Raw genomic sequence first — 18,625 nt, 5'->3', positions numbered from 1 at the left:
CATAGCACGATTCTCCCCTCTTCGCAAATCCCTCCGGCCGGCCGGGAGACGCCATGCCCGTGGCGGGAAAGACTAGTCGAAGATCTTTCCCGGGTTCATGATCCCGTTCGGGTCGAAGGCCCTCTTGATGCCGCGCATGAGGGCGATCTGGCGCTCGTCGAGGACCATGGACAGGTACGGCTTCTTGACCAGGCCGATGCCGTGTTCGCCCGAGATGACCCCGCCGCGGGCCTTGCAGTCGCGGAAGAGCTCCTGGCGGACCGGATCGGTCTTGGGCCGCCACTCGCTCTCCGGCACGGGCGCCATGGCCCCGTTCTCGTAGCGGGCCTTCATGATATGGGTGTGGACGTTGCCGTCCGCGGCGTGGCCGAAGGTCGGCAGCCAGATGTCGTACTTGGCCGCGACCTCCCGGACCTTGCGGACGTGGCCGGCCACCTCGGCCCGGGGCACGGCGATATCGAGGATCTCGACCGTGCCGGCCTTGATGGCGTCGTAGATCATGGAGCGGATGGCCAGGACCTCGTCCTGCTTGCTGGGGGTGTCGGCGATGAAGACGTCGATGGCTCCCTTCTCACAGCAGACCTCGGCCACGGCCTGGGACAGGCGGTCCATCTCCTCGCCGGTCGAGGCGTCGAGGATGACCAGGAGGTGCGTCTTGCCGAGCCTGGTCGGCCATTTCTTGCGCAGGTGTTCCTCGGTGATGATGATCGGCTCGATCTCCAGGAACTCGACGGCCAGCGGAACGATGCCGCGCTTCATGATCAGCGGCACGGTCTCCAGGGCCGGCTCGAGGGCCTCGAAGGGCACGACCAGCGAGCGCATGATCCCCGGCCTGGCCATCAGGTGCAGTGTGAGCCTGGTGATGACGCCGAGCGTCCCTTCCGAGCCGATGACCAGGTGCATGAGGTTGTAGCCGGTGCTCGATTTCTCGAGCTTGCCGCCGAGCTCGATGATGTCGCCCGCCGGGGTGACCAGCTCGAGGCCTCGGACGTAGGTGCGGATCGTGCCGTACTTGACCGCCCGGCTGCCGCCGGCGTTGGTGGCGGCCAGGCCGCCCATCATGGCGCTCTCGTCGCCGGGGTGCGGCGGGAAATAGAGCCCGGCCTCCTCGACCGCCTTGCTGAAGTCGGACAGGCGGACGCCGGCCTCGGTGACGGCCATCTGGTTGTCGGCGTCGACCTCGAGGACGCGGGCCATCCGCTCGAGCGACAGGACGATGCCGCCCCGGACGGGGACGCAGCCGCCGCAGAGGCCGGTCGCGCCTCCCCGCGGCGTCACGGGGATGCCGTGGGCGTTGGCGATCCGGACGACGGCCGCGACCTCGGCGGTCGTCCTCGGCCGGACGACGACGTCCGGCTCGTGGGCGATCTCCTTCAGCGAGAACTCGTCGTGCCCGTAATCGCAGGCCTTGTCCGGGTCCGAAAAGGCGTTGGCCGCCCCGACGGCGGCCTCGATCTCGGCCCGGACGGCCGGGGTGATCATCGAGCTCATCGGGTCTCCTTCGCGCCGAGGCGCTTGAGCTGGACGGGCACGCCGATCACGATCTGCGGCCGTCCTTTGTAGGTTTCGACCAGGCCGGTCGCCTCGACGGTCCGGCCCTCGAAGTCGAGCGGGCCGGGAAGCGACCGGAAGACGTCGGCCGGGATGGCCGCGTCGAAGTCCGCGCCGTCGGCCTCGAGCAGGCGAAAGCTGCCCCGCTTGACCGAGCGCAGGCAGAGGAAACGGACGGTCAGGATCTCGCCTTCGCGCCGGCCGGCCTCCCCCGCCCCGACCACGGGATAGGGCTCCTTCCGCCACAGGCCGCGGCCGTCCCGGCGGGCCTGGGCCTCGGCCGCCTTCAGCTCCTTCCGCAGGGACTCGTCGAAGGGGAACTTGAGGAAGGCGAAGGCATAGCCCTCCCGGACCAGCGTCACGTTGAACATCTCCCCGCCGGCCAGGCGGACGAAGGCCAGCAGGCGGCCATAGGCGTCCCTCGCCTCGGGACCGGGCAGGAGCTCGACCTCGGCCTGATAGAGCCGGGAGAAGGCGAAACGCTTGGCCAGGAAGGCCATCATCCGGACGGCCTCGCGCCCGTCGTCGAGCTCGGGCGAATCGATCCCGATCAGGCGGACCTTCTCGTCGGCGCTCCCGGCCAGCCGGACCCTGATCGTGTCCCCGTCATAGACCGTCGTGACCGTGCCCCGGAGCGTCTCCCGGCCGTCGACCGGGGCGGCCGCCCGGGGCAAAGCCAGGAACAGCGCGGCGGCGATGGCCGCCGCGGCCAGGACGGGCGGGACGGGGCGGCGGATGCTCAACGGCCGATGAGCTCCTTGGCGGCGCGGACGATATGCGAGGCGCTGATGCCGAACCGTTCCAGGAGCTCGTCCGGCTTGCCCGAGCGCGGCAGCTCGCGGACGCAAAGGTGGACCAGGGTCGCCCGGCCTGCCAGGGCCGCAGCCACGGCCTCGCCCAGCCCGCCGGCGGGGTAATGGTCCTCGACGACGATCGCCCGGCCGCCGGTCTCCGCCACCTCGCGGGCGATCGTCTCCCTGTCCAGCGGGGCGACGGAATAGGCGTCGATCAGGCGCAGGCCGATGTCTTCCTTCTTGAGCGTCTCGCAGGCCTTGACGGCCTCGTGGACGGTGATCCCTGCGGCGATGACCGTGACGGCGTCGCCCCCGGACTTGCGCAGGACCTTGGAGCCGCCGATCGGAAATGTCTCGCCGGCCGGGTAGAGGATGGGCGTGGCCGGCCGCGAGGTCCGGATATAGCACAGGCCCTGGTGGGCCGCCACGGCCTCGACGCAGGCCTCCGCCGAGACCGCGTCGCTCGGATAAAGGACGACGCAGCCCGGGATGGGCCGGAACATGGCCAGGTCCTCGAGCCCCATCTGCGAAGGCCCGTCCTCGCCGATGCTGACCCCGACGTGGGAGCCGCAGACCTTGATGTTGGAGAACGAGTAGGCGGCCATGCGGACCTGGTCGTGGGCCCGGGTCAGGAAGGCGGCGAACGTGGCCATGAACGGGATGTAGCCCTTGGCCGCCAGGCCCATGCCCGCGCCGATCATGTTCTGCTCGGCGATGTAGCCCTGGAAGGACCGGTTCGGGAAGGCCTCGAAGAACTTATCGGCGTAGGTCGAGTTCTTGACGTCGCCGTCGATCGCCACGACCGAGGGATCGATGCGGCCCAGGGCGAGCAGGGCATTGCCGTAGGCCAGCCGGGTGGCCGCCTTGTCCGTGTACGAGGTCCGGGGCAGGCCCTGGGCGACGAACGTCATCCTCTTGCGGACGGGTTTCGGCTTGCGGACGAGGCGCTGGGAGTCGATCTCGGGCATCGGGCCGATCTCGGCCAGGGCCCGGGCGAGATCGTCGGCTTTGAGCGGCTTGCCGTGCCAGCCGTTCCTGTCCTCGATGAAGCTCACGCCCTTGCCCTTGATCGTCCGGGCCAGAAGGACGGTCGGCTTGGCCGCCCGGCGGGCCTTCTCGAAGGCGGCCAGGACGCGGGCCATCCGGTGGCCGTCGAAGACGATCGCGTTCCAGCCGAAGGCCCGGAACTTGCGGGCCAGGGCGGCCAAGTCATGCTGGTGCATGGTCGGGTCGGACTGGCCGAGGCGGTTGACATCGACGATGGCCACGAGGTTGCGGAGCTTCCAGTTGGCCGCGGCCGCGGCCGCTTCCCAGACCTGGCCCTCGGCGCACTCGCCGTCGCCGAGCAGCACGAACGTGCGGGCGGGCGACTTGTCGAGCCGCTGGGCCAGGGCCATGCCGGCACCGACGGACAGCCCCTGGCCGAGCGAGCCGGTGGCCGCCTTGACCCAGGGCATCCGCGGCGTCGGGTGGCCCTCGAGGTTGCTGTTGATCTTGCGCAGATCGAGCAGGCTGTCCTCCGGGATGAGGCCAGCTTCGGCATAGGCGGCCCAGAGGAGCGGCGCGGCGTGGCCCTTGGACAGGACGAACTCGTCGTTGGCCGGGTCGGTCGGGCTATGGACGTTCCAGCGCATCTCGGAGAAGAAGAGGGCGGCGGCCAGGTCGGCCGCGGACAGGCAGGTCGAGGGGTGGCCCGAGCCGGCCGCGGTGGTCATGCGCAGGCTGTGGATGCGAAGGCGGGCGGCTATCTTCTGGAGGTCGTCGATTCTGGCCATGGGATGGATCTCCTCTCTGATCTGGGGGGCGTCCCCGAAGGGCTGATGATAGCACGAAACCCCGATCAGACAAAGCCGGAAAGAGGCCGGGGCCGCGCCCGGCGGCGCGGCCGCAAGGGGCTGTCGGCCCTACAGGATCGGCCAGGCCTTGGGCAGGAAGATCCGCTCATAGAGGGCCATGGCGTAGCTGTCGGTCATGCCGGCGATGAAGTCGCCGACCCGGACGACGAGCGGGTCGGCGGCCGGATAGGGGCGGACGTATTCGCCGGGATTCTCCATCAGGCGGCCGAAGAGCTCGGTCACGATCTTCTCGGTCTTGCGCAGCTCGTCGCGGGCCGCGGAATTGAAGTAGACGTTCTGGTAGAGGAACTCGCGGAGCTCGACCACGGCCTTCATGATCCGGTCGCTCATGGCGATCCGCTCCAAGCCCGCGGCCAGGCTGGCCTCGACGACGTCCATGACCATGCGGTCGATGCGCGTCGCGTGCCACTTGCCCAGCGTTTTGACCAGCCCGGCAGGGATGTCCTCCTCCCTGATGATCCCGGCCCGCAGGGCGTCGTCGATGTCGTGGTTGACGTAGGCGATGATGTCCGAGACGCGGACGATCTGGCCTTCCAGCGTCGAGGGCATGTCCTCGACGTCCTCGTCGAAGATCACGCCGCGGCCCTTGGAGTGCTTCTGGATGCCGTCGCGGACCTCGGCGGTCAGGTTGAGCCCCTTGCCCTCGTACTCGAGCTTCTCGACCACGCGCAGGCTCTGGTCGGCGTGGCGGAAGCCGCCAGGCAGGAGCTGGCGCAGGGTCTGCTCGCCGGCGTGGCCGAAGGGCGTATGGCCCAGGTCATGGCCCAGGGCGATGGCCTCGGTCAGGTCCTCGTTGAGGCGCAGGGCCTTGGCGATCGTCCGGGCGATCTGCGACACCTCGAGGCAGTGGGTCAGCCGCGTCCGGTAGTGGTCCCCGAAAGGCGAGAGGAAGACCTGGGTCTTGTGCTTGAGGCGGCGGAACGATTTCGAGTGGATGATCCGGTCGCGGTCGCGCTGGAAGTCCGTCCGCAGGACGTGCTGGGCCTCGGGCCGGGCCCGGCCCTTCGACCGGGCGCTGAAGCAGGCCTTGGGCGACAGGATCTTGAACTCGGTCTTCTCCAATTCTTCGCGGATGGTCATGGACATGCTCCCCGGAACGCCGCGATTATAGCAGATAGCCGCGATCCCCCGCCAGACCCCTTCTTGACCCCCGCAGAGCCTCTGCTAGAATCTAGGCATGAGCGCGATCACGTCGAATGTCAAGGCCGTCCTGGCCGAGCTGCCGCCCGGCGTCGAGCTGGTCGCCGCGGCCAAGACCCGCACGGCGGCCGAGATCCTGGAGGCCATCGACGCCGGGATCACGATCATCGGCGAGAACTACGTCCAGGAGGCGGCCGCCGTCATCCCGGCCGTCGGTCCCCGGGCTCGCTGGCACCTCATCGGCCATCTCCAGACAAACAAGGCCAGGAAGGCCGTGGAGATCTTCGACCTGGTCGAGACGGTGGATTCCGTCGCCCTCGGCCTCGAGCTCGACAAGCGCGCCGCGGCCGCCGGCAAGATCATGGAGGTCCTGATCGAGGTCAACAGCGGCCGCGAGCCCCAGAAGGCCGGGGTCATGCCCGAGGCCGCCGAGGCCCTCGCCCGCTCCCTGGCCGCTCTCCCCCGCCTCCGTGTCCTCGGCCTCATGACCATGGGGCCGTTCGAGGGAGATCCCGAGGAGTCGAGACCTTATTTCCGGGAAACGCGGCGGGTCTTCGAGGCCCTCCGGCGGGCCGCAGTCCCCGGCGCCGAGATGCGCTTCCTGTCCATGGGCATGTCCCATTCCTGGCGCGTGGCCGTCGAGGAAGGCGCCAACCTGGTCCGCATCGGCGCGGCCATCTTCGGCCCGCGCCGCTGACCCGCTAATCCCCGGGTTCGCTGGCCTCCCCCGCCTCGAGCTCGACCGTCCCGGCCTCGGCCTCGATGGCCGGCGCATCGGCGGCCTCGAGGCCCTTCAGCCGCTGCAGGTCCTCGATCTTCAGGATGGACTTGTCGAGCTTGTCGTGGCGCGTCGTCGTCATCCGCCGGTACTCCTCGCGCGCCCCGTCGAGCTTCTCCCCCATCTTGGCCATGGACTCGGTGAACTTCTCCCATTCCTTCTTGAAGTTCTTGACCAGGCCGAGGATCTCGCCGGCCGTCTTCTCCATGCTGAAGTTGTCGAGCGACTGGCGGATGATGGCCAGGATAGCGAAGAGCGTGAACGGCGAGCAGAGGATGACCTTGCTCTTCAGGGCCTCGTCCATGATCTCCGGGTCGTTCTCGTTGATGAAGGCGTAGACCTGCTCGTTGGGGATGAAGACCAGGACGTAATCCAGCGTCTTCTCCTCCGGGTTGATGTAGTCCCGGGTCGTGACCTCCTTGATCCGTGTCCGGACGTCGCGCAGGAACTGGGTCTTGTGGCCCTCGCGGACCGCGTCGTTGTCGGCCTCGAGGTAGCGCAGGTAACTGTTGAGCGGGAACTTGACGTCCATGTTGACCTTCAGGCCCTGGGGCAGCCAGAAGGTGTAGTCCGGCCGCGAGGCGGCCATGTCCAGGACCTTCTGCCGGATGTAGTTGACGCCCTCGACGAACCCGGCCAGGCGCAGGACGTCCTCGGCCATGCGCTCGCCCCACTGGCCCCGGGCCTTGGTGCTGACCAGGGCCTGGCGCAGGTGATCGGCCGTGTCCTGGAGGCGCGAGGTCTCCCGGGCCGCCGTCTTCAGCTGGCTGTCGAGCTGGCCGTACTGGCGGGCCCGCTCGGTCTCGAACTTCGAGACCAGCTCCTGCATCTTGTGGATGTCGCCCTTCATGACGGCCAAGTTCTGGTCGATGAGTTGCTTCTTCGACTCGAGGTCCTTCTCGCCGAGGTGGACCCGTCCGTCCAGGTTCTCCCGGGCCAGCTGGAGCAGCTGGGTCGTGCAGGACTGGAGCGCGTCCTGCGACAGGGCCCCGAAGCTATCCCGGACCTGTCCCAGCAGGCGGTCGAGGTCCCTGATCTTTTCGCCTTCGGTCTCGCTGACCAGGGCCCGGGCGATCTCCCGGGTGTCCTTCTTCCGGAGCATATGGACGACGAGCACGACCACGGCGCCGAAGATGACGCCGGCCGCGAACAGCAGGATCTCCATCAGGTCTCCTCCACTTTCGCGCCCGCCGCTCCGCCGCGGCCGCTTTCGCCGGCGGGCATCTAGATCAGGGCCCCTTCGCCCCAGCCGAGCTTGACCAGCTCGATCCGGGCCGGGTCGCTCACGCCCAGGTGATGGCGGGTGTCGGCCAGCTGGATGTGGTGCGGGGTCATCTGCAGCGGCCGGTCGTCGCCGAAGAATTCGCGGCGCTTGGCCTGGATGACGCGCAACCCGGTCGCGTCGGCCGCCACCGGGTCCCGGCTGAGGATGAGCCCCTTGTACTCCCAGGTGTATTCCCTAGCGTAGTGGTGCGGACCGACGCCGTGGAAGAGCGGCGTGAACATGACCAGGACGTTGAGCCGGGTCTTGCCCTTGACGGCCGGCAGGAACCAGATCTTGGCCAGGTCGGCGCAGGTGTCGTCGTGCCAGGCCGAGGGCTGGGGCGTGAACATGATGTAGTTCTTGATCAGGCTGCCGACGCCGGCCCAGTGATGGCTGCGCATGGGCCGGGCGTTGACGAGAGCCGTGGCGTTCCGAAAAACGGGATTCCGCAGGACGCCCTGGTCGTCGATCCCGACGCGGTCCTCGGCGACGCCGGCGTCCAGGACGCGCCGCTTGAGGGCCTGCTCGACCTCGGCCGTCGTCGGGATGTAGCGCCAGCGGTTGGTCTTGATGCCGACCGTGTCTTCGGGCTTGACCAGGGTCTTCCAGGCCTTGACGACATCGGCTTCGCCGAGGAGGGCCCGAACGCCGTCGTCAAGCATGCGCTGGACGACCTCGGCCGGCGGCGCGCCGCCCGGGCCGAGGGGGCTGGGGTCGCGGACGAGAACGACCCGGACCTTTCCGTCCGGCGACGTCGCCGCGGGCCCGGCGGCCGCGGAAGCCGCGCCGCGCAGGACCGGGATCGCCGCCCCGGCCAGGGGCGCCGCGGCGGCCGCCTTGAGAAAATCGCGTCGGGTGATCGTTCTTTTCTTCAACTGGTCCCCTCCTTCGCTTCCGCCGGGCGTCCCTATTTCCAGCCGGGGCGCGGCCCGGTCGCCAGGCGGCTGACGGCGTCCAGCCTGGTCTCCGCCTCTTTGGCCGAGGCCGCGTCGAAAACGACCGCGACGTACCGGGCCAGGGCCCGGCAGGCGGTCCAGCGGCCGTTCTTCATCCGCTGCGCCTTCCCCTTCGAGTTCGGGAGACAAGCCTCGCGGAAGGAGCCTGCCGCGAGCCCGGCCTTCGCTTCCTGGCCATAACGGACTATCAAGAGGTCGCTCTGTCCGCCGCCGCCCTCGTAGGGCGCCAGGACCGCGTCCTCCGCCTGATCGAGCCTCAGGATATCGGCGTCGGCCACGAAATGATGATAGTTCAGGATGGAAAAGCTCCGGAAATACCGGACCTTCCCGGCCTCCAGCCCGGCCGGCGGCAGGAGGTCCAGGAGCTCCGGCTTTTTCCCCTCGCCCGGGATGGCCGCGGCGACGGCCCGGCCCAGGCCGAGGACGAGGGCCTTCGTCTCCGGAGTTTCCTCCTCCGCGTAGACCGAGAGGAAGTAGCGGTCCTTCCAGAACGACAGCAGGCCGGCCTTGTAGTTCGACCCCTGCCCGATGCCGGCGTCCTCGCCGTCGAGGTCGTGGGTGAAGACGCCGAAAGCGTCCGCCGGCGAACCCATGTCGAAGGCGTCCACGACGAGGTCCGGCTTGCCGTCCTTGTGGAAGCGGCGGGCCACCAGGAGCTTCATGTTGTAGGACCGGTAGACTTCGCCGGCGCCGTCGATGTAGCTGAATATCGAAGCCGCGTCGAAGACCTGGTCGGCCTCCGACAGCCAGGGCCCGGCCGTCCGCGGGATGAACGAGGCCAGGGGTCCGGGATCCGGTTTTTGCGGTCGGCTCATCAGGGAGGGCCCTCCTACGAAACAGGCCAGGACGGCGGCGAGAACGGCGGCCTTCTTCATCCGCGCCGATTGTATCATGCCGTCTTCGGGGTGACAAGGAAACGGACCGGCCGCATCCGGCGTTTGCAAATTGGCAGGATTCCGTGAATAATATCCCGAAAGGAGAGATGCATGCCTGAACGCCGACGGATCGTCCCCGCCCTGTTCATCCTGGCTCTGTCCGCCGTTCTGGGCTGCTGCTCAGCCAAGAAAACGACCACGGCGGTCGAGATCCCGGCCGCCTCGATGGACTATATCGTCCTGGCCTGGAGCACTGAGGGCATGCATTTCCTCAATTCGACCTACGATGCCGGGGTCCTCTCCGTGCCCTACAACACCCTCCGCGCCCAGGTCATCAAGCGGGGCGACCCGCCCCAGATCGTGACGACCGGCGTCACGGTGGAGTACAGCATCGTCGGCAACTCCTACTCCTACGGCAAGTCGACGACCGACACCGTCCGGGACTTCTCCAAGTTCTGGGACAACTCGGTCGTCCTCTTCGGCGCCGAGCTGTCTCCGAACACCGGGCTCAACTTCGTCGATCCGGACGTCCATAACGGCCTGACCGGCACGATGCTGGTCAAGGACGCGCATTTCCAGGCCGACGGCATCCCGGTCGTGCCCCTCAACGACTCGCTGACGTGGGACGCTTACCAGGTCGCCGAGGTCGTCGTGAAGAACTCGTCCACGGGCGCCGAGCTGGCCCGGACGCGGGCCACCGTCGAGACCTCCGACGAGATGAACTGCGCCAAGTGCCACGGCCAGACGGTCGACGACACCGAGATCGGGTCGGTCCTCCAGGAGCACGACGACAACGAGGAGACGACCTTCGTCGATGACGCCGCCCCCGTGCTCTGCGCCTCCTGCCATGACAGCCTGGCCCTGGGCCGGACGGGCTCGACGGCGGCCTCGGAGACGCTGTCCTACGCCATCCACATCGTCCATTACAACCAGACGATCGCCTGCTACGACTGCCATCCCGGGTCGACGACCCTGGGCAACCGGAGCAAGGCCCATACGGCCAGCGACGGCGAGTGCACGAACTGCCACGGCTCGCTGACCGGGCTGGCCGGCACGATCGCCGGCGGCCGGGTGCCCTGGGCGACCGAACCGAAGTGCGTCGATTGCCACACCTTCGTGGCCGAGGTCGATACGGGGACGGCGCTCTATCGCGACGGCGTCGGCCACGGCGGCCTGTCCTGCCCGGCTTGCCACGGCCCGGCCCACGCCCAGGTGCCGTCGACCAAGGACCCGGACAACTACCAGGCCCTCCAGTACCAGAACAAGGCCCTGGCGATCGGCAGCTGCAGGGTCTGCCACGACAGTTCCAAGGGCGGCGGACTGAACGGCGTCGTGAGCGCCCATGGCGGCACGCAGCCGACCGCGTGCAACGTCTGCCACACGGGCCCGATCACGACGACGAACCCGTACAATTTCCCCCACCGGTTCCAGACCCGGCTGCGCTGATCGCTCCCGGGGACCGTCCCCGCGGGGAGGCGTCCCTCCCGGAGCCGGGCGGTTTCCGGGCCTATTTTTTCGGGGACATGCGGTCGATATACGTCCTGAGGAAGCGCAGCGCTTCGTCGGCCCGCCGGAAGACCGGGATCCCGGCCTTCTCGAGACGGGCGGCCAGCGGATCGTAGAGCGGTCCCGCGTCGATGTTGACGACCACGGGCTTGTCCGTGGCCCGGAAGAGCTCGATCGTCCGGGCCGCGAATCCCCCCGGCCGGGCCATGTCCTCGCCGTGCCCCTCCCCGGCCGGCAGGGTCTGCAGGGCCTTGGTCAGCGGCACGTTGGAGATGACCGCGCAATCGACGCCGGGGTCCTCGACGACGGCCTGCACGCTGTTCATGAACGCGGCCTCGTCCGCGACCGGGGTGACGTCGAGCGGATTGTGGATGTCGAGGAGCTTGTCGATGCCGAGCGGGCGCAGGCTCTCCAGGATGCGCGCCTTCGTCTCCGGGGCGAAGGCGGCCAAATCGAGGCCCGCGCCGTCCTTGAGGTTGTCGGCCATCATGACGCATTCGAACCCGGCGTTGCTGGCCAGGCCGACCCGCCGGCCCCGGACCGGCCGTCCCTCGAGCCAGGCCAGGCCCTTCATGAAGCTCTCGAACTCGAACAGGCTCCCGGCCACGATGGCCCCGGCCTGCTCGCAGAGCGCCTTGAAGACGCCGTAATCCCCGGCCACGGAAGCGGTGTGGCTCGAGGTCGCCGACCGCCCCTCGGGGCTCCGCCCCGCCTTGTAGACCAGGACCGTCCGGCCGGACGCGGTGATATCGCGGACGGCCCGGGCGAAGGCCAGTCCGTCGCCGGGCTTGAAGCCCTCCATGTAGACGCTGAAGGTCCGGACCGCCGGATCGTCCTTGAGATAGTTAAGATAGTCGGAGGCCGTCAGGTCGAGCTGGTTGCCCAGGGAGACCGAGTAGAGGGGCTCGATGGACGGCAGCTTGCTCATGCGGCAGATCATGAAGGCCCCGCTCTGGCTGATCATGGCCGAGGCCGAGCCGGCGCTCTTCGGGCGGGGCAGCTTGTAATCGGGGATGAACAGGGTGTCGTACAGCCCGGGCTTGGAGACGACGCCCAGGCAGTTGCCGCCGTTGACGACCGGCGTGACCCGGCCGCCGGCGCGGCCCTCGGCCAGGAGACCGCGGATGCGGTCCTCGATCGAGGCCCCGCCCTCCTTTTCGCCCATGCCTCCGGCGATGAGGATGACCGAGCGGGCCTTGCCGTGATCGACCAGGTCCCTCATCACGTCGTAACACTGGTCGGCGCCCAGGGTCAGGACGAACAGGTCGACCGTCTCCGGCATGGCCTCGATGGAGGGAACGCAGCGGCAGCCCTCGATCGCGTCCAGCCCCGGTTTTACCACGGTCACCTTTCCGGCCGGGAAGCCGCCCTTGAGGACGTTGTTGAGGATGACGTGGCCGATGTTCATCTTCTCCGAGACGCCGATGATGCCGATCGTCTCCGGCCGGAGCAGTCGGCCCACGGCCTCGACCGGCCGGGCCGAGGGCCTGGCCTTGTTCCGGGAGAAGCGGCAGACGCCGTCGAGCGGCACGAGCCGGCCCCGGCGGACGACGAATGGGTTGACCTCGGCCTCCTCCAGCACGAACGGCGTCGACCCGGAGAAGGCCGAAAAAGCGGCGGCCAGGCCGCGGAAGCGAAGCAGGGCCTCGACCAGGACCTTGGGCGCGACGAGCGGCTTCCGGCCCCGGAACTCGGCCGCCAGCTTGCCGGCGAAGGCCAGCGGCTCGAGGAGCGGCCAGGCCCCGGCCTCGTCCAGCAGATGGGCCGAGGCGATGGCGACCGCGCGGCCTTCCTTGAGCCGGGCGTTCATGTACTCGACGTCGAGGCCGCCCGAGCCGACGGTCAGCACGGCCCCGAAATCCTGGGAGTTGCGCAGGCCGAAGAGGATCTCCGAGCCGAACCCGACATCGTCGAAGGCGACCTTCTCGACGACCAGGAAGCCGCGGATGGAGGCCCGGACGGCCTTCCGGTCCGCGGCCCGGCTGCGGGCGACGACGGTCCGGAGCATGGCCGCGCAGCCTTCCTTGACGGCGGCCGGCGTCGCCCGGACGATGGCCACGCCGCCGACGTCGGACTTGTGGATGACGAGCGGCGAGACGACCTTGATAACCACCTCGGGCGTGCCCAGGGCCCGCAGCGCTTCCCGCGCCGGCGCCTGGCCGGGCGCGACGAAGACGTGGCGGGGCGTGGCGATGCCCGCATCCTTCAGGATCTCGTAGACCTCGGGCTCCAGCAGGAAATTCCGGCCGTCCTTCTCCGCGCGTTCGAGGACGCGGATGGTCCTGGTCCAGGCCGCGCTCATTGGCCGAGGGCGGCTTTCCTGCCGAGATCGAAGGCCTTGAGGTTGGCCTCGAGGATGGGCAACCCCCTGCCCCGGAAGAGTTGGTCGATCGTGGCCCGCAGGCTCGCTTCCTTGAGGATCAGGACCGGCGCGGCCGCGCCCAGGAGAACGATGTTCTGGGCCTTGACCGTCCCGGCTTCCTTGGCCAGCTTCTCCGCGTCGACGACGACGCTCCGGGGGGCCTTGCGGACGGCCTCCAAAACCTGGGCGACATCGGGGTAGTCGGGGATGTTCTTGAAGGGGGTCGAACTGGTGACCACCGTGCCGTCCGGCCTGAGGTAGTCCATGTAGCGCAGGGCCTCGAGCGGCTCGACGCTGAGGATCAGGTCGGCCTGGCCCTTGGGGATGAGGTCGCTCCAGATCGTCCCGTCCGCCAGGCGCAGGTGCGACTGGACGGCGCCGCCGCGCTGGGCCATGCCGTGGACCTCGGCCTGCTTGAAGGTCAGGCCGTCGGCCAGGGCGGCGTTGTCGATGACGTAGGCGATCGACAGGATGCCCTGCCCGCCGACGCCCGCGAGGATGATGTCCTGTTTCATGACCTAGCTCCTCTTCTTCCGCTGTTCCTGGATGCACTCGCGGACGGCGACGATGACGGACAGGCCGCGGTGCTCGATCTCGTCCCGGATGATCCGGACGTTCGTCTCGTGGTTCTTCGGCAGCGGCTCTATCGTCCGGATGTGCTCCTTCGGGACGCCGAGCCCCTCGATCAGGCGGAGCAGGGGCTGGCCCGAGCCGTAGGTGGGCTGGCCGCCGGTCATGGCCGTCGTGGCGTTGTCGAGGATGATGACGGTCATGTCGGCGTCCGCCCGGGCCGCGCCCAGCAGGGGCGTGATGCCCGAGTGGGCGAAGGTCGAGTCGCCGATGACCGAGACGGCCGGATGGAGGCCGGCGTCGGAGGCGCCCCGGGCCATGCTGATGCTCGCGCCCATGCAGACGCAGCTGTTGATGGCGTTGAAGGGCGGCAGGGCCCCCAGCGTGTAGCAGCCGATGTCGCCGAAAACGCTCGCCCCGGCGCGGCCCTCGAGGGCCTTGTTCAGCGCCTTGAACGTGTCGGCGTGGGGGCAGCCGGCGCAGAGCTGGGGCGGCCGGTTGGCCAGCGGCAGCCCGCTCACCGGGAGCGCCGGCAGCGGGCCGAGACCGAGGGCCCGGCGGACGATGTCCGGCGTCAGCTCGCCCGACGCCGGCACGTCGCCGCTCGCCCGGCCCAGGACCGTCTTGCCCGGCACCCCGAACAGGCCCCTGACCTGCCGCTCTATGAAGGGATAGCCGTCCTCGAGGACCAGGACCTTGTCCACGTGGGCGACGAGCCGGCGGACAAGGCTCTCCGGCAGCGGGTAGGTCGAGATCTTGAGGAAGGAGGGCGGGGCGGCGTCCCCGGCCACGGCCTCGCGGAAATAGTTGTAGGCGATGCCCGAGGCGATGACGCCGAAGGAGCGGTCCCCGGCGTTGAGCTCGAGCCGGTTGAACCGCGACTCCTCGGAGCAGCGGACCATCTCGGCCTGGCGGTCGAGCAGCTGGCTGAAGCGTCCCCGGGCGTTCCCCGGGAGCAGGATCCAGTCCTTCCCCGTCCCCTTCTTCAGCTCGTTCTGCGGCCGGGCCTCGCGCGTCTCCACGGCCGAACGGCTGTGCGACAGCCGCGTGACCAGGCGCATGAGGACGGGCAGGCCGAACTTCTCGGACAGATCGAAGGCCTCGCGGGCCATGTCGTAGGCTTCCTGGTGGTCCGAGGGCTCGAAGCCGGGGATCTGGGCGAATTGGACGTAGAAGCGGCTGTCCTGCTCGTTCTGGGAGCTGTGCATGCCGGGATCGTCGGCGCTGACGGCGAGCAAGCCGCCGTTGGCGCCGGTGATGGCCGAGTTCATGAACGGATCGGCCGCCACGTTGAGGCCGACGTGCTTGAACGAGACCATGGCCCGCTTGCCGGCGAACGAAGCGCCGAGGGCCTCCTCGTAGGCGACCTTCTCGTTGACCGACCAGACGGCCGCGAAGGCCCTCGATTCGGCGGACAGGCGCACGAGATATTCCATGATCTCTGAGGCGGGGGTCCCGGGATAGGAATAGGCGGCCGATAGGCCGGCGTGGACTGCCCCCAAGGCCACGGCTTCGTCACCGAGCAGTATCTGACGGGACATTTGTACATTCCTTTATCGAAGGGATTTCCCGGCTAGGATACTCAGAGACCGCCGGGGGTGTCAAGCGGCCGCGCCCGGCCGCGCCCGGGGCTCCGATTAACTTGATTATTCCTATCAAGCCATGTTGATATTCGAAGGCAAGCCCTGTAAAATGGATGGCCAAGGAGCCGGCCATGATCAGACTTTCCACCAAGGGGCGCTACGGCACGCGCCTGATGCTCAACCTCGCCCGCCACTACGGGGCCGGCAACGAGGCCGTCATCCTCAAGAACATCGCCGAGGACGAGCGCATCTCCATCCGCTACCTCGAGCAGATCATCATCCCCCTCAAGATCAACCGCCTGGTCAAGAGCATCCGCGGCGCGGGCGGCGGCTACACGCTGGCCCGCAAGCCCGAGGACATCAGGCTCAGCGAGATCCTCCGGGCCCTCGAGGGCAACTGCTGCCTGGTCGAGTGCATCGAGGACGAGGCCTTCTGCGAATACACGGACACCTGCCCGACCTTCGAGATCTGGAAGCGCGCGACGGCGATCCTCAAGGACTATTTCGACGGCATCACCCTCAAGGACGCCCTGGCCATGGCCGAGAAGAAGGACAAGAAGGACCGGAAGCCCAAGGCCAGGGCCCGCTAGGCCTTGTCCAGGCCCGCGAAGAAAGCCGGCCAGAACGGGTCCTGCTCCGGGACGGCCAGCGCCTCGGTCCGGCCGTCGGCCCGGCGGATGGTCCGCCGGCGGCGATCGCGAACGACCTCCCCGATGACCGAAGCGGCGATGCGCTTCTTCTTGAGCCGGGCGACGACGCCCGCGCCCCTGCCCGGCCGGACGGTGATGAGCAGGCTGCCCTCGGCGATCGACCGGACCGGGTCGATGCCGAACGTCTCGCAGACCATCCGGACCTCGTCGGGATAGACGAAGCGGGACTCGTCGATCTCCATGCCGACGCCGCTCGCGGCCGCGATCTCGAAGAGCCCGCCCAGGACCCCGCCCTCCGTCGCGTCATGCATGGCCGTGACGCCGCCGGCGGCCGCGGCCGTCAGGGCGTCCTCGACCACGGTGATGGAGCCGGCCAGCGACTTGGCCTTGTCGACGAGGGCCGCCGGGTTCGCGGCCAGGAGCTCCTCCTCCCTCAGGGACGCCAGCAGGGCGGCCGTCTCGATGGCCGGCCCTTTGGTCAGGATGACCTCGTCGCCGGGCCGGGCCCCGGCCGGGGTGACGACGTCCTTTTTCCGGCCCAGGGCGAACACGGTGATGCCGCCGATCGTCGGCGCCGTGAATCCCGGATAATAGCCGGTGTGGCCGCCGACGATGGCCAGGCCGAGGCCGCGGGCCGCGCCGTGGATGGAATCGATGATCCGCCGGATGTCCTCCCGGACCGTCTCGGGCGGCAGCAGCAGCGAGTAGGTCATGTAGCGCGGCCGGACGCCCATGACCGCGACGTCGCTCGCCCCGATGTGGACCGTGAACCGGCCGAACATCTCCAGCGGCAGCCGGGGCATGGTGAAGATCGGGTCCTCGGCGACGACCAGCACCCGGCCGCCGCCGAGATCGACGACGCCGGCGTCGACGCCGGCCCGGGGCGGGACGAGGACGGTCGGGTCGCGCCGGCCGAACTTGCCCATCACCAGCGCGCGGAAATCGGTCTGGTCGATCTTGCCGATCTTCATGGCCTCTCCCCCGGCGCCTCAGGCCAGCCCGGCCTTGCGCTCGGCGGCCTCGATGGTGTTCATCATCAGCATCGTCACCGTCATGGGCCCGACGCCGCCCGGCACCGGCGTGATGGCCGCGGCCTTCTCCTTGATCGGCTCGAAATCGCAGTCGCCGACGAGGCGGAAGCCCTTGGCCGCCGCCGGGTCCGGGACGCGGTTGACCCCGACGTCGATGACGACGCAGCCGTCGGGGACCATGTCGGCCCGGATGGCCCGCGGCACGCCCATGGCGGCGACGAGGATGTCGGCCTGGAGCGTGAAGCGGCGGATGTCGGGCGTCGCGGTGTGGCACACGGTCACCGTGGCGTTGGCCCCCTTCCGCTTCTGGATGAGCATGGCCGCCAGCGGCTTGCCGACGATGTTGCTCCGGCCGCAGATGACGACGTGCTTGCCGTCCGGGCCGTAGCCGCCGCGGACCAGGAGCTGGACGACGCCGTAGGGGGTGCACGGCAGCGGGCAGGGCTCGCCCCGCAGCATCTTGCCGACGTTGACCGGGTGGAAGCCGTCGACGTCCTTCTCCGGCGAGATGAGGTTGATGACCTTCCCGGCGTCGACGTGCTTCGGCAGGGGCAGCTGGACGAGGAAGCCGTCGTAGCGCTGGTCGCGGTTGAGCTCGTCGACCTGGCGGAGGATGGACTCTTCCGAGGAATCGGCCGGCATGCGGATGGTCGTCTCGAAGATGCCGATCTCCTCGGCCGCCTTGCCCTTGGCCGTGACGTAGGACACCGAGGCCGGGTCCTCGCCGACTAGGACGACGGCCAGGCCGGGCAGGCGCCCCTTTTCCCTGAGACGGGCCGCGCGGCCCTTGAGCTCTTCCCGGATCCGGGCCGAAACGTCCTTGCCGCTGATGATCGTCGCCGCCATGCGCCCTCCTCGTTGATCGCGATGGATGTCTCCCCTACCATAAACAAAAGGGCCGGGGCGGTCAAGGCGGGACGAGGGCCGTCGGGCCGGCTCATCTCCGGGGCGGGAGGTCCGGCGCCTTGGAAACGCGCGGGGCCGCCCTCTCGACCTCGAACACCGGGACCGTCTCCCGGGCCCGCTCCCCGGGGGCCAACCGGACGCTTCCGCCGGCGAATCGCCCCGTGACGGCGAGCCGTTCGCCCTTGACGTAGCGCGTGATCTCCATGGCCATGAACATCCGCCTGGTCTCGAAGTCCTTCGTGTATTCGGCCAGAAAGCCGTCGACATAGTCGCCCCGGCTGGTCCTGACGAACATGGCGCCGGAAAGGACCTTGACCTCGAGATCTTCGGGCTCGATCCAGGAACGCCCTTCGGGGTCGCAGCCGGCGGCAAGGAAGGCCAGCCCGGCCAGAAGCGCCGTCAGAAGGATCTCAGGGACGCGGCGCGTCATCGCACCTCTCCATCTTCCAGACGACAAGGACCGAGAGCGGAACTTCCCGGGAATGCCTGTAGGTCCCGGCGTCTTCATTGAAGACGGCGGCCGCGGCGCCGCCGAAGGGGCCCTCGACCTTGACCCGGTTCCCTTTTTCAAAAGACCTGGCCCGGGTGTAAAGAAAGATATCCTGATCGCTGGCCGCCTGCCGGGCCCAATAGCCGGGGACCCTGGACGATGAAATGACGATCTCCGTAGGGCCGCTCGTCAGGATCATCGTCCGGGCCTTGCTGCTCCATCCTTCGACATTCCCGCTGCGGCAGCCGATCAGGGACAAGGCCAGGGACAGGGCGATGATCAAAAGCCGGCCGGCGACGCGCAAGGTTCCCAT

General features: G+C 68.8%; 17 protein-coding genes. 3 read left to right on the top strand and 14 right to left on the bottom strand.

Features of this window, described 5'->3' with window-relative positions; genetic code table 11:
- Positions 1-72 precede the first annotated feature (72 nt).
- The 4 genes from ABFD52_04295 to ABFD52_04280 form a co-directional block, all read right to left on the bottom strand.
- Positions 73-1,491, bottom strand: coding sequence for an FAD-binding oxidoreductase (locus tag ABFD52_04295; GenBank protein ID MEN6559979.1), 1,419 nt, complete (start codon positions 1,489-1,491; stop codon positions 73-75).
- A complete protein-coding gene (locus ABFD52_04290) occupies positions 1,488-2,294 on the bottom strand; it encodes a thermonuclease family protein (protein MEN6559978.1) in 807 nt (268 codons plus the stop codon). Before ABFD52_04290 ends, ABFD52_04295 begins: the two co-directional genes overlap by 4 nt.
- The gene (locus ABFD52_04285; GenBank protein MEN6559977.1) at positions 2,291-4,120 is read right to left on the bottom strand and encodes a transketolase; all 1,830 of its coding nucleotides are present in this window, start codon (positions 4,118-4,120) and stop codon (positions 2,291-2,293) included. Before ABFD52_04285 ends, ABFD52_04290 begins: the two co-directional genes overlap by 4 nt.
- Positions 4,121-4,249: 129 nt before the next feature.
- Positions 4,250-5,281 (bottom strand): deoxyguanosinetriphosphate triphosphohydrolase, encoded by a 1,032-nt coding sequence (locus ABFD52_04280; protein ID MEN6559976.1) that lies wholly within the window; start codon positions 5,279-5,281, stop codon positions 4,250-4,252.
- 97 nt (positions 5,282-5,378) lie between these two features.
- On the opposite strand from ABFD52_04280, the gene ABFD52_04275 reads away from it, so the two are divergent.
- Complete coding sequence (locus ABFD52_04275) at positions 5,379-6,038, top strand: YggS family pyridoxal phosphate-dependent enzyme (GenBank protein ID MEN6559975.1); 660 nt, start codon at positions 5,379-5,381, stop codon at positions 6,036-6,038.
- Between the two features lie 4 nt (positions 6,039-6,042).
- Here ABFD52_04275 and ABFD52_04270 read toward each other — a convergent pair whose 3' ends face one another.
- The 3 genes from ABFD52_04270 to ABFD52_04260 are packed head-to-tail and all read right to left on the bottom strand — an operon-like array spanning position 6,043 to position 9,154.
- Positions 6,043-7,284: a DNA recombination protein RmuC gene (locus ABFD52_04270; GenBank protein MEN6559974.1), complete on the bottom strand. Its 1,242-nt coding sequence runs from the start codon at positions 7,282-7,284 to the stop codon at positions 6,043-6,045.
- A gap of 59 nt (positions 7,285-7,343) precedes the next feature.
- On the bottom strand, positions 7,344-8,258 hold the full coding sequence (locus tag ABFD52_04265; GenBank protein MEN6559973.1) for a twin-arginine translocation signal domain-containing protein: 915 nt from the start codon (positions 8,256-8,258) through the stop codon (positions 7,344-7,346).
- A 32-nt stretch (positions 8,259-8,290) separates the two neighbouring features.
- Positions 8,291-9,154 (bottom strand): DUF6599 family protein, encoded by an 864-nt coding sequence (locus tag ABFD52_04260; GenBank protein MEN6559972.1) that lies wholly within the window; start codon positions 9,152-9,154, stop codon positions 8,291-8,293.
- 171 nt (positions 9,155-9,325) lie between these two features.
- Here ABFD52_04260 and ABFD52_04255 point away from each other — a divergent pair, with 171 nt between their 5' ends.
- Positions 9,326-10,660 (top strand): hypothetical protein, encoded by a 1,335-nt coding sequence (locus ABFD52_04255; protein MEN6559971.1) that lies wholly within the window; start codon positions 9,326-9,328, stop codon positions 10,658-10,660.
- Positions 10,661-10,721: 61 nt separating this feature from the next.
- Here the strand turns inward: ABFD52_04255 and ABFD52_04250 are convergent, their stop codons facing one another.
- Genes ABFD52_04250 through ABFD52_04240 form a run of 3 tightly spaced genes read right to left on the bottom strand, consistent with a single transcriptional unit; the run spans position 10,722 to position 15,193 of the window.
- A complete protein-coding gene (locus ABFD52_04250) occupies positions 10,722-13,022 on the bottom strand; it encodes an acetate--CoA ligase family protein (protein ID MEN6559970.1) in 2,301 nt (766 codons plus the stop codon).
- Positions 13,019-13,597, bottom strand: coding sequence for an indolepyruvate oxidoreductase subunit beta (locus tag ABFD52_04245; protein ID MEN6559969.1), 579 nt, complete (start codon positions 13,595-13,597; stop codon positions 13,019-13,021). The genes ABFD52_04250 and ABFD52_04245 overlap by 4 nt, the downstream gene beginning before the upstream one ends.
- A 3-nt stretch (positions 13,598-13,600) precedes the next feature.
- Entirely contained in the window at positions 13,601-15,193 is a 1,593-nt protein-coding gene (locus ABFD52_04240; GenBank protein ID MEN6559968.1) for a thiamine pyrophosphate-dependent enzyme, read from the bottom strand.
- Between the two features lie 173 nt (positions 15,194-15,366).
- On the opposite strand from ABFD52_04240, the gene ABFD52_04235 reads away from it, so the two are divergent.
- Complete coding sequence (locus ABFD52_04235) at positions 15,367-15,825, top strand: Rrf2 family transcriptional regulator (protein ID MEN6559967.1); 459 nt, start codon at positions 15,367-15,369, stop codon at positions 15,823-15,825.
- Here the strand turns inward: ABFD52_04235 and ABFD52_04230 are convergent.
- The 4 genes from ABFD52_04230 to ABFD52_04215 form a co-directional block, all read right to left on the bottom strand.
- On the bottom strand, positions 15,822-16,856 hold the full coding sequence (locus tag ABFD52_04230) for an AIR synthase family protein (GenBank protein MEN6559966.1): 1,035 nt from the start codon (positions 16,854-16,856) through the stop codon (positions 15,822-15,824). The two genes, ABFD52_04235 and ABFD52_04230, sit on opposite strands and share 4 nt — an antisense overlap.
- 18 nt (positions 16,857-16,874) lie before the next feature.
- A complete protein-coding gene (locus tag ABFD52_04225; GenBank protein MEN6559965.1) occupies positions 16,875-17,762 on the bottom strand; it encodes a tetrahydrofolate dehydrogenase/cyclohydrolase catalytic domain-containing protein in 888 nt (295 codons plus the stop codon).
- A 91-nt stretch (positions 17,763-17,853) separates the two neighbouring features.
- Positions 17,854-18,252, bottom strand: coding sequence for a hypothetical protein (locus ABFD52_04220; protein MEN6559964.1), 399 nt, complete (start codon positions 18,250-18,252; stop codon positions 17,854-17,856).
- Positions 18,233-18,625: a hypothetical protein gene (locus ABFD52_04215; GenBank protein ID MEN6559963.1), complete on the bottom strand. Its 393-nt coding sequence runs from the start codon at positions 18,623-18,625 to the stop codon at positions 18,233-18,235. Before ABFD52_04215 ends, ABFD52_04220 begins: the two co-directional genes overlap by 20 nt.

Source organism: Acidobacteriota bacterium (assembly GCA_039683095.1).
Classification (GTDB): Bacteria; Acidobacteriota; Aminicenantia; order Aminicenantales; family Saccharicenantaceae; genus RBG-16-66-30.
Note: the sequence above shows the minus strand (reverse complement) of the source record. Positions and strands in the feature narration are given on the sequence as shown.

What these genes read in the sequence shown, in the direction of transcription:
- ABFD52_04295 (MEN6559979.1), bottom strand. Translation starts at nt 1,491, where the DNA reads ATGAGCTCGATGATCACCCCGGCCGTCCGGGCCGAGATCGAGGCCGCC.
- ABFD52_04285 (MEN6559977.1), bottom strand. Translation starts at nt 4,120, where the DNA reads ATGGCCAGAATCGACGACCTCCAGAAGATAGCCGCCCGCCTTCGCATC.
- ABFD52_04280 (MEN6559976.1), bottom strand. Translation starts at nt 5,281, where the DNA reads ATGACCATCCGCGAAGAATTGGAGAAGACCGAGTTCAAGATCCTGTCG.
- ABFD52_04275 (MEN6559975.1), top strand. Translation starts at nt 5,379, where the DNA reads ATGAGCGCGATCACGTCGAATGTCAAGGCCGTCCTGGCCGAGCTGCCG.
- ABFD52_04270 (MEN6559974.1), bottom strand. Translation starts at nt 7,284, where the DNA reads ATGGAGATCCTGCTGTTCGCGGCCGGCGTCATCTTCGGCGCCGTGGTC.
- ABFD52_04260 (MEN6559972.1), bottom strand. Translation starts at nt 9,154, where the DNA reads ATGAGCCGACCGCAAAAACCGGATCCCGGACCCCTGGCCTCGTTCATC.
- ABFD52_04255 (MEN6559971.1), top strand. Translation starts at nt 9,326, where the DNA reads ATGCCTGAACGCCGACGGATCGTCCCCGCCCTGTTCATCCTGGCTCTG.
- ABFD52_04250 (MEN6559970.1), bottom strand. Translation starts at nt 13,022, where the DNA reads ATGAGCGCGGCCTGGACCAGGACCATCCGCGTCCTCGAACGCGCGGAG.
- ABFD52_04245 (MEN6559969.1), bottom strand. Translation starts at nt 13,597, where the DNA reads ATGAAACAGGACATCATCCTCGCGGGCGTCGGCGGGCAGGGCATCCTG.
- ABFD52_04240 (MEN6559968.1), bottom strand. Translation starts at nt 15,193, where the DNA reads ATGTCCCGTCAGATACTGCTCGGTGACGAAGCCGTGGCCTTGGGGGCA.
- ABFD52_04235 (MEN6559967.1), top strand. Translation starts at nt 15,367, where the DNA reads ATGATCAGACTTTCCACCAAGGGGCGCTACGGCACGCGCCTGATGCTC.
- ABFD52_04230 (MEN6559966.1), bottom strand. Translation starts at nt 16,856, where the DNA reads ATGAAGATCGGCAAGATCGACCAGACCGATTTCCGCGCGCTGGTGATG.
- ABFD52_04225 (MEN6559965.1), bottom strand. Translation starts at nt 17,762, where the DNA reads ATGGCGGCGACGATCATCAGCGGCAAGGACGTTTCGGCCCGGATCCGG.
- ABFD52_04220 (MEN6559964.1), bottom strand. Translation starts at nt 18,252, where the DNA reads ATGACGCGCCGCGTCCCTGAGATCCTTCTGACGGCGCTTCTGGCCGGG.
- ABFD52_04215 (MEN6559963.1), bottom strand. Translation starts at nt 18,625, where the DNA reads ATGGGAACCTTGCGCGTCGCCGGCCGGCTTTTGATCATCGCCCTGTCC.